The sequence below is a fragment of the Serratia sp. LACPHL-BACT-2024-00286 genome (genome assembly GCF_043109535.1).
GTDB lineage: Bacteria > Pseudomonadota > Gammaproteobacteria > Enterobacterales > Enterobacteriaceae > Serratia > Serratia sarumanii.
Genome location: NZ_JBICNA010000007.1, coordinates 266,442 through 278,777, shown reverse-complemented (window position 1 = coordinate 278,777; position 12,336 = coordinate 266,442). Strand labels below are relative to the sequence as shown.

Sequence of the window (12,336 nt, the reverse complement as noted above, 5' to 3'; positions counted from 1 at the left end):
GAGAAGCAGAGATGGCCGGCGCAAAAGAGATACGTAGTAAGATCGCTAGCGTGCAAAACACGCAAAAGATCACTAAAGCGATGGAAATGGTCGCCGCCTCCAAAATGCGTAAATCGCAGGATCGCATGGCGGCCAGCCGTCCTTATGCAGAGACCATGCGCAAAGTGATTGGTCACCTTGCGTTAGGGAATCTGGAGTACAAGCACCCGTACCTGGATGAGCGTGACGTTAAGCGCGTCGGGTATCTGGTGGTGTCTACTGACCGTGGTCTCTGCGGCGGCTTGAACATCAACCTGTTCAAAAAGCTGCTGGCGGAGATGAAAGCCTGGTCCGAAAAAGGCGTCGAAACCGATTTGGCGCTGATTGGCTCTAAAGCAGCCTCTTTCTTTGGTTCCGTGGGCGGCAACGTGGTTGCCCAGGTGACCGGCATGGGGGACAAACCTTCCCTGTCGGATCTGATCGGGCCGGTGAAAGTGATGCTGCAGGCCTACGACGAAGGTCGTTTGGACAAGCTGTACATTGTCAGCAACAAATTTGTTAATACGATGTCCCAAGAGCCGCAGGTGCTTCAGCTGCTGCCGTTACCGCCAGCCGATGACGAAGAGCTGAAGAAAACGCCTTGGGATTACCTGTATGAACCCGATCCAAAAGTGCTGCTTGATACCTTGCTGCGCCGCTATGTGGAGTCGCAGGTTTATCAGGGCGTCGTGGAAAACCTGGCCAGCGAGCAGGCCGCACGAATGGTCGCGATGAAAGCCGCAACCGATAACGGCGGTAGCCTGATCAAAGAGCTGCAGTTGGTATACAACAAGGCGCGTCAGGCCAGCATCACTCAGGAACTCACCGAGATCGTTTCGGGAGCCTCCGCGGTTTAAGCTAGGTTTACGAATTACGTAGAGGATTCAAGATGGCTACTGGAAAGATTATCCAGGTAATCGGCGCCGTGGTGGACGTCGAGTTCCCTCAGGATGCCGTACCAAAAGTGTACGACGCCCTTGAGGTAGAAAACGGCACCGAAAAACTGGTGTTGGAAGTTCAGCAACAGCTGGGCGGTGGCGTGGTTCGCTGTATCGCAATGGGGACCTCCGACGGTCTGCGTCGCGGTCTGAAAGTGAACAACCTGGACCACCCGATTGAAGTGCCGGTGGGTAAAGCTACCCTGGGCCGTATCATGAACGTATTGGGTCAACCGATCGACATGAAAGGCGACATCGGCGAAGAAGAGCGTTGGGCGATTCACCGCGCGGCGCCAAGCTACGAAGAGCTGTCCAACTCCCAGGAACTGCTGGAAACCGGTATCAAGGTAATGGACCTGATTTGTCCATTCGCCAAGGGCGGTAAAGTCGGTCTGTTCGGTGGTGCGGGCGTGGGTAAAACCGTAAACATGATGGAGCTGATCCGTAACATCGCGATCGAGCACTCCGGTTATTCCGTGTTTGCGGGCGTGGGCGAGCGTACTCGTGAGGGTAACGACTTCTACCACGAAATGACCGACTCCAACGTTCTGGACAAAGTATCCCTGGTTTACGGCCAGATGAACGAGCCACCAGGTAACCGTCTGCGCGTTGCGCTGACCGGCCTGACCATGGCGGAGAAATTCCGTGACGAAGGCCGTGACGTTCTGCTGTTCGTTGACAACATCTACCGTTACACCCTGGCCGGTACCGAAGTGTCCGCACTTCTGGGCCGTATGCCATCCGCGGTAGGTTATCAGCCAACGCTGGCGGAAGAGATGGGCGTTCTGCAAGAACGTATCACCTCGACCAAGACCGGTTCCATCACTTCCGTACAGGCCGTTTACGTTCCTGCGGATGACTTGACTGACCCGTCACCAGCCACCACCTTTGCGCACTTGGACGCAACCGTGGTACTGAGCCGTAACATCGCTTCTCTGGGTATCTACCCGGCCGTTGACCCGCTGGATTCCACCAGCCGTCAGCTGGATCCGCTGGTCGTTGGCCAGGAGCACTACGACGTAGCGCGTGGCGTGCAGTCCATTCTGCAACGCTACCAGGAACTGAAAGATATCATCGCGATCCTGGGTATGGACGAGCTGTCTGAAGAAGACAAACTGGTCGTATCCCGTGCGCGTAAGATCCAACGCTTCCTGTCTCAGCCGTTCTTCGTGGCAGAAGTCTTCACCGGTTCTCCGGGCAAGTTCGTATCGCTGAAAGACACCATCCGTGGTTTCAAAGGCATTATGGACGGCGACTATGACCACCTGCCGGAGCAGGCGTTCTACATGGTTGGCACCATTGAAGAAGCAGTGGAAAAAGCCAAGAAACTGTAACGCCTTGAGAGGAGGGTGATATGGCTATGACTTACCATCTGGATGTAGTCAGCGCGGAAAAACAGATGTTTTCCGGCCTGGTGCAGAAGATCCAGGTGACAGGCAGCGAAGGTGAACTGGGGATCTTCCCTGGCCATGCGCCGCTGCTGACTGCCATCAAGCCTGGCATGGTGCGTATTGTTAAGCAGCACGGTGAAGAAGAGTTCATCTACCTGTCCGGCGGCATCCTCGAGGTGCAGCCGAGCGTGGTTACCGTGCTGGCGGACACTGCTATCCGTGGTACTGACCTCGACGAAGCGAGAGCGTTGGAAGCTAAGCGTAAAGCTGAAGAACACATTCGCAGCTCTCATGGCGATGTCGACTATGCTCAGGCATCCGCTGAACTGGCGAAAGCGATCGCGAAACTGCGCGTTATCGAGCTCACCAGAAAAGCGATGTAATGTTTGGGTGCAAAGCACCCAACTTTAAGAAAGCGGCCTATAGGGTCGCTTTTTTTTTACTTTAAAATAAGCATTTCAGCCCGGCGGGCGGTGTGGTGTATAACCCCTGATATCGGGAAATAAACGTCGCCGATCGCCGACAGTTTTTTCGCCCCGGCGCCGAATTGGCCACGATAGCGGCAGGCCAAGGCCCACGCGGCCTGCGCCGGGTTCGTGATGAGAAATATGTAGTAATATCGTCGCTAAACGGTTTTACTTTCGTCTATCAAAATGGAGTTATCAGGTTGCTTATGTCGAACAGCGCAATGAGCGTGGTTATCCTCGCCGCGGGCAAGGGAACACGCATGTATTCCGATCTTCCCAAGGTTTTACATCCGTTGGCCGGTAAGCCGATGGTGCAACACGTCATTGATGCCGCGATGAAACTGGGCGCGCAACATGTTCACCTGGTATACGGCCACGGCGGCGATCTGCTGAAAAGCACGTTGACTGACGGCGCGCTGAACTGGGTGCTGCAGGCCGAGCAATTGGGTACCGGCCATGCAATGCAGCAGGCCGCGCCGCACTTTGCCGACGATGAAGACGTGCTGATGCTGTACGGCGACGTGCCGTTGATCTCTGTGGATACGCTGCAACGCCTGCTGGCGGCCAAACCGCAGGGCGGTATCGGTCTGCTGACGGTCAAGCTGGACGATCCGAGCGGCTACGGCCGCATCGTGCGCGAGCAGGGCAACGTGGTGGGCATCGTCGAACACAAGGATGCCAGCGAGGCGCAGCGCCAGATCAACGAAATCAATACCGGCATCCTGGTGGCGAACGGGCGCGATCTGAAGCGCTGGCTGGGGATGTTGAATAACGACAACGCACAGGGCGAGTTTTACATCACCGATATCATTGCGTTGGCCCATGCCGACGGCAAGAAAATCGAAACAGTGCACCCGTCGCGCCTGAGTGAAGTGGAAGGCGTGAACAACCGCCTGCAGCTGGCGACCCTGGAGCGCGTCTTCCAGTCGGAACAGTCTGAAAAGCTGCTGTTGGCCGGCGTGATGCTGCTGGATCCGGCGCGTTTTGACCTGCGCGGGGAACTTGTTCACGGCCGCGACATCACTATTGATGCGAATGTGATTATCGAAGGTCACGTCAAGCTGGGCGACCGGGTGAAAATCGGCGCCGGCTGCGTGCTGAAAAACTGCGTGATCGGCGATGACTGCGAGATCAGCCCTTACAGCGTGCTGGAAGACAGCGTGCTGGAAGCCGACTGCACCGTGGGGCCGTTCGCCCGCCTGCGCCCTGGCGCGGAGCTGGCGGCAGGGGCCCACGTCGGCAACTTCGTGGAAATGAAAAAGGCGCGTTTGGGCAAAGGCTCCAAGGCCGGCCACCTCAGCTACCTGGGCGATGCCGAAATCGGCGATGACGTGAATATCGGCGCCGGCACCATCACCTGCAACTACGATGGCGCCAACAAGCACAAGACGCTGATCGGCGACGGCGTGTTCGTCGGTTCCGATACTCAGCTGGTGGCGCCGGTGTCGGTCGGCAAAGGCTCCACCATCGCCGCCGGCACCACGGTGACGCGCGATATCGCCGAGAACGAACTGGTGCTGAGCCGCGTCAAGCAGGTGCACATTCAGGGCTGGCAACGCCCGGTGAAGAAGAAATCATAGTGTGTTTTGCGTTGGGCTCCGTTCAGAGCCCAATACAAAACATAATAACCCCCACCATCTACAGGCTCGGGGACGCACGGTAAAACCGGCAAAAATCAGGTCAAGACATCGAAAGCGCCCATGAAGGGCGTTCATTAGGAATACAACTGATGTGTGGAATTGTAGGCGCAGTAGCGCAACGTGATATCGCAGAAATCCTGTTGGAAGGTTTACGCCGTCTCGAGTACCGCGGTTACGACTCCGCCGGTCTGGCGGTGGTCGACGAAAAAGGCAACGTCAGTCGCCTGCGTCGCGTAGGCAAGGTGCAAAAACTGGCCGAAGCGGCGGAGCAGACCGATCTGCACGGCGGTACCGGCATCGCTCACACCCGCTGGGCAACGCACGGTGAACCGACCGAAGCGAACGCGCACCCGCATGTTTCCGACTACATTACCGTGGTGCATAACGGCATCATCGAAAACCACGAACCGCTGCGCGAACTGCTGATCGAACGCGGTTACCGCTTCAGCTCCGAAACCGACACCGAAGTGATCGCGCACCTGGTGCACTGGGAACAACAACAGGGCGGCACGTTGCTGGAAGTGGTTCAGCGCGTGATCCCACAGCTGCGCGGCGCTTACGGCACCGTGGTGATGGACAGCCGCGATCCGAGCGTATTGGTCGCGGCGCGCTCCGGCAGCCCGCTGGTTATCGGCCGCGGCGTCGGGGAAAACTTTATTGCTTCCGATCAGCTGGCGCTGCTGCCGGTCACCCGCCGCTTCATCTTCCTGGAAGAAGGCGACGTGGTGGAAGTGACTCGCCGCACCGTCAACATCTTCGACAAGCAGGGCAACGCCATCGAGCGCCCTGAAATCGAATCCCAGGTGCAGTATGACGCCGGCGACAAGGGCGCTTACCGTCACTACATGCAAAAAGAGATCTACGAACAGCCGCTGGCGCTGAAAAACACCCTGGAAGGGCGTTTCAGCCATGGCCAAATCAACCTGAGCGAGCTGGGCCCGCGCGCCGACGAGCTGCTGGCCAAGGTGCAGCACGTGCAGATCATCGCCTGCGGGACTTCTTACCACTCCGGTATGGTGGCGCGTTACTGGTTTGAAGCGTTGGCCGGCGTGCCGTGCGACGTCGAGATCGCGTCCGAATTCCGTTACCGCAAATCGGCGGTGCGTCCGGGCAGCCTGATCATCACCCTGTCGCAGTCCGGCGAAACTGCCGATACGTTAGCGGCGCTGCGCTTGTCCAAAGAGCTGGGTTATCTCGGTTCGCTGGCCGTTTGTAACGTGGCCGGCTCTTCGCTGGTGCGCGAATCGGATCTGGCGTTGATGACCAAAGCGGGCACGGAAATCGGCGTGGCCTCGACCAAGGCCTTCACCACGCAGCTCACCGTGCTGTTGATGCTGGTGGCGCGTCTGGGCCGCCTGAAAGGCATGGCGGAAAGCGTGGAGCAAGAGATCGTGCATGGCCTGCAGGCGCTGCCGGCGCGTATCGAGCAGATGCTGTCGATGGATAAAGAGATCGAAGCGCTGGCGGAAGGGTTCTCCGACAAGCACCATGCGCTGTTCCTCGGCCGCGGCGATCAGTATCCAATCGCCATGGAAGGGGCGCTGAAGCTGAAAGAGATCTCCTATATTCACGCCGAAGCCTATGCGGCGGGTGAGCTGAAACACGGCCCGCTGGCGCTGATCGACGCCGATATGCCGGTGATCGTGGTGGCACCGAACAATGAACTGCTGGAAAAGCTGAAGTCCAACATTGAAGAAGTGCGCGCGCGCGGCGGCCAGCTGTACGTGTTCGCCGATCAGGACGCCGGTTTCGTCAGCAGCGAAGGCATGACCATCATTCCTCTGCCGCACGTCGAGGAAATCGTGGCGCCGATCTTCTACACCGTGCCGTTGCAGCTGCTGTCTTACCACGTGGCGCTGATCAAAGGCACCGACGTTGACCAGCCGCGCAACCTGGCGAAGTCTGTCACCGTAGAGTAATCTGCCGCAGGTAAACTGCAAAAGCCGGCCTTTGTGCCGGCTTTTTTCATGAGCGACCTTAAAGGTGACAGCGCGACCGATTCGGCGATAAACATTGTCATATTCAAGCGGATAGGCCGCGCCAAACCGTTTTTTTATTGCACGTCAATTGCGCTGTTTTTTGACTAATTAATTGATTTTTAAAGAAACAAACGTCTGTCTGGCACACTGTAATATAACTGTCATATTGCGTACATTTTTCTGTCACCAAACTGTCCTATTTTCCCTCCTGCAGCAATACTTACTCTGATTAAAACGACTCGAAGTCGATTTTAAATATCCCATTAGGAGGGATTATGAAACTGATGCGTACCACCGTCGCCAGTATTGTGGCAGCGACCTTCTCCCTGACCACCGTGTCCGCGTTCGCTGCTGCCAGCCTGACCGGTGCAGGTGCGACATTCCCCGCTCCGGTTTACGCCAAGTGGGCAGATTCTTATCAGAAAGAAACCGGCAACAAAGTTAACTATCAGGGCATCGGCTCCTCTGGCGGCGTGAAGCAAATCGTGGCCAACACCGTTGACTTTGGCGCTTCCGACGCCCCGCTGTCTGACGACAAACTGGCGGCCGACGGCCTGTTCCAGTTCCCGACCGTGATCGGCGGCGTGGTGCTGGCCGTGAATATCCCGGGCATCAAATCCGGCGAATTGACGCTGGACGGCAAAACCCTGGGCGATATCTACCTGGGCAACGTCAAAAAATGGAACGATCCGGCTATCACCAAGCTGAACCCAGGCGTGAAACTGCCTGACCAGAACATCGCCGTGGTGCGCCGCGCCGACGGTTCCGGCACCTCGTTCGTGTTCACCAGCTACCTGTCCAAGGCCAATGCGCAGTGGAAAGAGAAGATCGGCGCCGGTTCTACCGTTAACTGGCCGACCGGTCTGGGCGGTAAAGGCAACGACGGCATCGCCGCCTTCGTTCAGCGTCTGCCTGGCTCTATCGGCTACGTAGAATACGCTTACGCCAAGCAGAACAACCTGGCTTACACCAAGCTGGTATCCGCCGACGGTAAACCGGTCAGCCCGACCGAAGAGAGCTTCAGCAACGCGGCCAAAGGCGTGGATTGGAGCAAGACCTTCGCTCAGGATCTGACTGACCAGAAAGGCGACAACGTGTGGCCAATTACATCCACCACCTTCATCCTGGTGCACAAAGAGCAGAAAAACCCTGCTCAGGGCGCCGAAGTGCTGAAGTTCTTCGACTGGGCTTACAAAACCGGTGCCAAGCAGGCGAACGAGCTGGATTACGCCACCCTGCCGGCAGAAGTGGTTGAGCAGGTGCGCGCGGCCTGGAAAACCAACGTAAAAGACAGTTCAGGCAAAGCGCTGTACTAACAACGCAGGGGCGCGGGTTCGCCGCGCCCCACACAGTTCTTCAGGCTCCGATCCCGGTTGGGGCTGCCAGGGTTCAAACAGAGAGTAATCTATGGCTGAGTACAAGCCGACCATCAAAGCACCGGGCAAAAACGGTGACATCATTTTCAGCGCGCTGGTGAGACTGGCTGCGCTGATTACCCTATTGTTGCTGGGCGGCATCATTGTTTCGCTGATCTTCGCCTCCTGGCCAAGCATGCAGAAATTCGGCTTCGCCTTCCTGTGGACCAAAGAGTGGGACGCGCCGGCGGAGCAGTTCGGCGCGCTGGTGCCGATCTACGGCACCGTGGTCACCTCGCTTATCGCGCTGATCATCGCCGTGCCGGTGAGCTTCGGCATCGCGCTGTTCCTGACCGAGCTGGCGCCGAACTGGCTGAAGCGGCCGCTGGGCATCGCCATTGAGCTGTTGGCAGCCATCCCCAGCATCGTTTACGGCATGTGGGGCCTGTTCGTGTTCGCGCCGCTGTTCGCCGAATACTTCCAGACGCCGGTCGGCGAAGTGCTGTCGGGCATTCCGATCGTCGGCGAGCTGTTCTCCGGCCCGGCCTTCGGCATCGGTATTCTGGCCGCCGGGGTGATCCTGGCGATCATGATCATTCCTTACATCGCGGCAGTCATGCGCGACGTGTTCGAACAGACCCCGGTGATGATGAAAGAGTCGGCCTACGGCATCGGCTGTACCACCTGGGAAGTCATCTGGCGCATCGTGCTGCCGTTCACCAAAAACGGCGTCATCGGCGGCGTGATGTTGGGCCTGGGCCGTGCGCTGGGGGAAACCATGGCGGTGACCTTTATCATCGGCAACACCTACCAGCTCGACAGCGCTTCGCTGTACATGCCGGGCAACAGCATCACCTCGGCGCTGGCCAACGAATTCGCCGAAGCCGAGTCCGGCGTGCACACCGCCGCGTTGATGGAGCTGGGCCTGATTCTGTTTGTTATCACCTTTATCGTGCTGGCGCTGTCGAAACTGATGATCATGCGTCTGGCCAAGAATGAGGGGCGTTAACATGGCGACGATGGATATGCAAAACGCAGTCGTTCTGGCGGAAAGCCGCCGCAAAATGCAGGCCTGGCGCCGGCAGAAAAACCGTCTCGCGCTGTTCCTGTCGATGGCGACCATGGTGTTCGGGCTGTTCTGGCTGATCTGGATCCTGATCGCCACCGTGACCAAAGGCTTCGACGGCATGTCGCTGGCGCTGTTCACTGAAATGACCCCGCCGCCGAACACCGCAGGCGGCGGTCTGGCCAACGCCATCGCCGGCAGCGGCCTGTTGATCCTGTGGGCGACCATCTTCGGCACGCCGCTGGGCATCATGGCCGGCATCTACCTGGCAGAATACGGCCGTAAATCCTGGCTGGCGGAAGTGATCCGCTTTATCAACGACATCCTGCTGTCCGCACCGTCGATCGTGGTGGGCCTGTTCGTTTACACCATCGTGGTGGCGAAGATGGAACACTTTTCCGGCTGGGCCGGCATCGTCGCGCTGGCGCTGCTGCAGGTGCCGATCGTCATTCGCACCACCGAGAACATGCTGAAGCTGGTGCCGGACACGCTGCGCGAGGCCGCTTATGCGCTGGGCACGCCGAAATGGCGCATGATTTCCGCCATCACGCTGAAGGCGTCGGTGTCCGGCATCATCACCGGCGTGCTGCTGGCGATTGCGCGCATCGCGGGGGAAACGGCGCCGCTGCTGTTCACCTCGCTGTCGAACCAGTTCTGGAGCACCGACCTGATGCAGCCGATCGCCAACCTGCCGGTGACCATCTTCAAATTCGCCATGAGCCCGTTCGCCGAATGGCAACAGCTGGCCTGGGCCGGGGTGCTGTTGATCACCCTGTGCGTACTGTTACTGAATATCCTGGCGCGCGTGATTTTCGCCAAGAAAAAGCATTCATAAAATTTTGAGCGCCGCTCTGGCGGCGCTGATGAAAAGAGAGAAGTCTTGATGAGTATGGTTACTGACGCTTCCAGCAGCAAAATTCAGGTACGCGATCTGAACTTCTACTACGGCAAATTCCATGCGCTGAAGAACATCACGCTGGATATCGCCAAGAACAAGGTCACCGCGTTTATCGGCCCGTCCGGCTGCGGCAAATCCACCCTGCTGCGCACCTTCAACAAGATGTACCAGCTGTACCCGGAACAGCGCGCGGAAGGCGGCATCCTGCTGGACGGCCAGAACATCCTGACCGACAACTCGGATATCGCGCTGCTGCGCGCCAAGGTCGGCATGGTGTTCCAGAAGCCGACGCCGTTCCCGATGTCGATTTACGACAACATCGCCTTCGGCGTTCGCCTGTTTGAAAAGCTGTCGCGCGCCGATATGGACGAGCGCGTGCAGTGGGCGCTGACCAAGGCGGCGCTGTGGAACGAAACCAAGGACAAGCTGCACCAGAGCGGCTACAGCCTTTCCGGCGGCCAGCAGCAGCGCCTGTGCATCGCCCGCGGCATCGCCATTCGTCCGGAAGTGCTGTTGCTGGATGAGCCTTGCTCGGCGCTGGATCCGATCTCCACCGGCAAGATTGAAGAGCTGATCAGCGAGCTGAAGGCCGATTACACCGTGGTGATCGTAACCCACAATATGCAGCAGGCGGCGCGCTGCTCCGACTCCACCGCATTTATGTATCTGGGCGAGCTGATCGAGTTCAGTGATACTGATAACCTGTTCACTGCGCCGCAGAAAAAGCAGACTGAAGACTACATCACTGGCCGTTATGGTTGATAGGAAGCATCATGGATAACCTGAATTTAAACAAACACATTTCCGGCCAGTTCAACGCAGAGCTTGAGCATATCCGCACCCAGGTGCTGACCATGGGCGGGCTGGTGGAGCAGCAGCTGACCGACGCCATCACCGCGATGCACAATCAGGATGGCGAGCTGGCCAAGCGAGTTATCGAAGGCGACGCCAAGGTCAACATGATGGAAGTGGCGATCGACGAAGCCTGCGTGCGCATCATCGCCAAGCGCCAGCCGACCGCCAGCGATCTGCGCCTGGTGATGGCGATCATCAAAACCATTTCCGAGCTGGAACGCATCGGCGACGTGGCGGACAAAATCTGCCGCACCGCGCTGGAGAAGTTCTCGCACCAGCACCAGCCGCTGCTGGTCAGCCTGGAATCGCTGGGGCGCCACACCGTGCAAATGCTGCACGACGTGCTGGACGCCTTCGCGCGCATGGATCTGGACGAGGCGATCCGTATTTACCGCGAAGATAAAAAGGTCGACCAGGAATACGAAGGCATCGTGCGTCAGCTGATGACCTATATGATGGAAGACTCACGCACCATTCCGAGCGTGCTGACCGCGCTGTTCTGCGCCCGTTCTATCGAGCGCATCGGCGACCGCTGCCAGAACATCTGCGAATTTATCTTCTATTTCGTCAAAGGACAGGATTTCCGTCATTTGGGCGGCGACGCCCTGGAAAAGCTGCTCTCTCCGGGCGGTAAAGACGACAAAGCCGACTGACCCTTTCCGGGTAATATCCTTCAAAGGCGCGGTTTCCCGCGCCTTTATTCCATCTTAAGTTCTTAAAGATAAAAAGGTTATAAATATAGCTTTTTATATTATTTCCTGACCTATGTGGCGCTTGCTAGCTTATCCGCCAGCAGGACATCAACCACTTAGGAGCTCTCTATGAAACATCGCGCTTTGGCCTTAACGTTGTTAGCCAGTCTGACCGGCCTCGCCGCCGGCGCCGCGCACGCGGACAAACTTGACGATATCAAGCAAGCCGGCGTGGTGCGTATCGCGGTGTTCGACAGCAACCCGCCGTTCGGCTACATCGATCCGCAGAGCAAGAAGCTGGTGGGCTACGATGTGGACGTCGCCGATGCGATCGGCAAAGCGCTGGGGGTAAAAGTGGAGCTGCGCGCCACCAACCCGGCCAACCGCATTCCGCTGCTGGTGTCGAAGAAGGTTGACATGATTGCCGCCAACTTCACCATTACCGACGAGCGCGCCAAGGAAGTGAACTTCAGCGTGCCGTACTTCGCCACCGGCCAGAAATTCATCGCCCGCAAAGGCGTGCTGAAAACCCCGGAAGACATCAAAAAGCTGCGCATCGGCGCGGATAAGGGCACGGTGCAGGAAATCACCCTGCGCGAGCGTTTCCCGACGGCGAAAGTGATCTCTTACGATGACACCCCGCTGGCGTTTGTGGCGCTGCGCAACGGCAACGTGCAGGCGATCACCCAGGACGACGCCAAGCTGGTCGGCCTGCTCGGCAACCTGCCGGCGGCGCAGAAGGCGGAGTTTGAAATTTCGCCGTTCAGCCTGACCAAAGAATACCAGGGCGTCGGCATTCCCAAGGGCGAAGATCGCCTGACCGCCGCGGTGAACGAGACGCTGATCAAGCTGGAAAAAGACGGCGAAGCGGTTAAGATTTACGATCGCTGGTTCGGGCCGGAAACCCAATCCGCCCAACCGCGCGGCGATTTCAAAATCGCGCCTTTGGATCAGCAACCGAAAGCCTGATTTAACCGCTCGCGGTGAGATCGGCACGGAGGGGCGCAGCTTGCTGCGCCCCTGATGCATTCTGCAAG

General features: G+C 58.1%; 11 protein-coding genes. All 11 read left to right on the top strand.

Translation table 11 applies throughout. The features are described from left to right. The first annotated feature begins 11 nt into the window (after positions 1-11). The 11 genes from atpG (at position 12) to ACF8MC_RS20970 (ending at position 12,268) form a co-directional block, all read left to right on the top strand. A complete protein-coding gene (gene atpG / locus ACF8MC_RS21020) occupies positions 12-875 on the top strand; it encodes a F0F1 ATP synthase subunit gamma (protein WP_004933811.1) in 864 nt (287 codons plus the stop codon). 32 nt (positions 876-907) lie between these two features. Then, the gene (gene atpD, locus ACF8MC_RS21015; RefSeq protein WP_033631385.1) at positions 908-2,290 is read left to right on the top strand and encodes a F0F1 ATP synthase subunit beta; all 1,383 of its coding nucleotides are present in this window, start codon (positions 908-910) and stop codon (positions 2,288-2,290) included. A 20-nt stretch (positions 2,291-2,310) separates the two neighbouring features. Further along, positions 2,311-2,730, top strand: a complete 420-nt coding sequence (locus tag ACF8MC_RS21010; RefSeq protein WP_004933814.1) for a F0F1 ATP synthase subunit epsilon — start codon at positions 2,311-2,313, stop codon at positions 2,728-2,730. A 290-nt stretch (positions 2,731-3,020) separates the two neighbouring features. Next, on the top strand, positions 3,021-4,394 hold the full coding sequence (gene glmU / locus ACF8MC_RS21005; protein WP_033649564.1) for a bifunctional UDP-N-acetylglucosamine diphosphorylase/glucosamine-1-phosphate N-acetyltransferase GlmU: 1,374 nt from the start codon (positions 3,021-3,023) through the stop codon (positions 4,392-4,394). Between the two features lie 149 nt (positions 4,395-4,543). Then, positions 4,544-6,373 carry a glutamine--fructose-6-phosphate transaminase (isomerizing) gene (glmS, locus tag ACF8MC_RS21000; protein WP_033649563.1) on the top strand — a complete coding sequence of 610 codons (1,830 nt, stop codon included), beginning with the start codon at positions 4,544-4,546 and terminating at the stop codon, positions 6,371-6,373. Between the two features lie 335 nt (positions 6,374-6,708). Further along, positions 6,709-7,749 (top strand): phosphate ABC transporter substrate-binding protein PstS, encoded by a 1,041-nt coding sequence (gene pstS, locus ACF8MC_RS20995; RefSeq protein ID WP_033636519.1) that lies wholly within the window; start codon positions 6,709-6,711, stop codon positions 7,747-7,749. Positions 7,750-7,840: 91 nt separating this feature from the next. Then, positions 7,841-8,797: a phosphate ABC transporter permease PstC gene (gene pstC / locus ACF8MC_RS20990; RefSeq protein ID WP_004933822.1), complete on the top strand. Its 957-nt coding sequence runs from the start codon at positions 7,841-7,843 to the stop codon at positions 8,795-8,797. A 1-nt stretch (position 8,798) separates the two neighbouring features. Then, positions 8,799-9,689 carry a phosphate ABC transporter permease PstA gene (pstA, locus tag ACF8MC_RS20985; protein ID WP_033636520.1) on the top strand — a complete coding sequence of 297 codons (891 nt, stop codon included), beginning with the start codon at positions 8,799-8,801 and terminating at the stop codon, positions 9,687-9,689. 54 nt (positions 9,690-9,743) lie between these two features. Further along, on the top strand, positions 9,744-10,514 hold the full coding sequence (gene pstB / locus ACF8MC_RS20980; RefSeq protein WP_016929614.1) for a phosphate ABC transporter ATP-binding protein PstB: 771 nt from the start codon (positions 9,744-9,746) through the stop codon (positions 10,512-10,514). A gap of 11 nt (positions 10,515-10,525) precedes the next feature. Continuing rightward, positions 10,526-11,260: a phosphate signaling complex protein PhoU gene (gene phoU, locus ACF8MC_RS20975; protein WP_033636521.1), complete on the top strand. Its 735-nt coding sequence runs from the start codon at positions 10,526-10,528 to the stop codon at positions 11,258-11,260. A gap of 168 nt (positions 11,261-11,428) precedes the next feature. Next, entirely contained in the window at positions 11,429-12,268 is an 840-nt protein-coding gene (locus ACF8MC_RS20970) for an ABC transporter substrate-binding protein (RefSeq protein ID WP_164105525.1), read from the top strand. Positions 12,269-12,336 lie beyond the last annotated feature (68 nt).

What these genes read in the sequence shown, in the direction of transcription:
- atpG (WP_004933811.1), top strand. Translation starts at nt 12, where the DNA reads ATGGCCGGCGCAAAAGAGATACGTAGTAAGATCGCTAGCGTGCAAAAC.
- atpD (WP_033631385.1), top strand. Translation starts at nt 908, where the DNA reads ATGGCTACTGGAAAGATTATCCAGGTAATCGGCGCCGTGGTGGACGTC.
- ACF8MC_RS21010 (WP_004933814.1), top strand. Translation starts at nt 2,311, where the DNA reads ATGGCTATGACTTACCATCTGGATGTAGTCAGCGCGGAAAAACAGATG.
- glmU (WP_033649564.1), top strand. Translation starts at nt 3,021, where the DNA reads ATGTCGAACAGCGCAATGAGCGTGGTTATCCTCGCCGCGGGCAAGGGA.
- glmS (WP_033649563.1), top strand. Translation starts at nt 4,544, where the DNA reads ATGTGTGGAATTGTAGGCGCAGTAGCGCAACGTGATATCGCAGAAATC.
- pstS (WP_033636519.1), top strand. Translation starts at nt 6,709, where the DNA reads ATGAAACTGATGCGTACCACCGTCGCCAGTATTGTGGCAGCGACCTTC.
- pstC (WP_004933822.1), top strand. Translation starts at nt 7,841, where the DNA reads ATGGCTGAGTACAAGCCGACCATCAAAGCACCGGGCAAAAACGGTGAC.
- pstA (WP_033636520.1), top strand. Translation starts at nt 8,799, where the DNA reads ATGGCGACGATGGATATGCAAAACGCAGTCGTTCTGGCGGAAAGCCGC.
- pstB (WP_016929614.1), top strand. Translation starts at nt 9,744, where the DNA reads ATGGTTACTGACGCTTCCAGCAGCAAAATTCAGGTACGCGATCTGAAC.
- phoU (WP_033636521.1), top strand. Translation starts at nt 10,526, where the DNA reads ATGGATAACCTGAATTTAAACAAACACATTTCCGGCCAGTTCAACGCA.
- ACF8MC_RS20970 (WP_164105525.1), top strand. Translation starts at nt 11,429, where the DNA reads ATGAAACATCGCGCTTTGGCCTTAACGTTGTTAGCCAGTCTGACCGGC.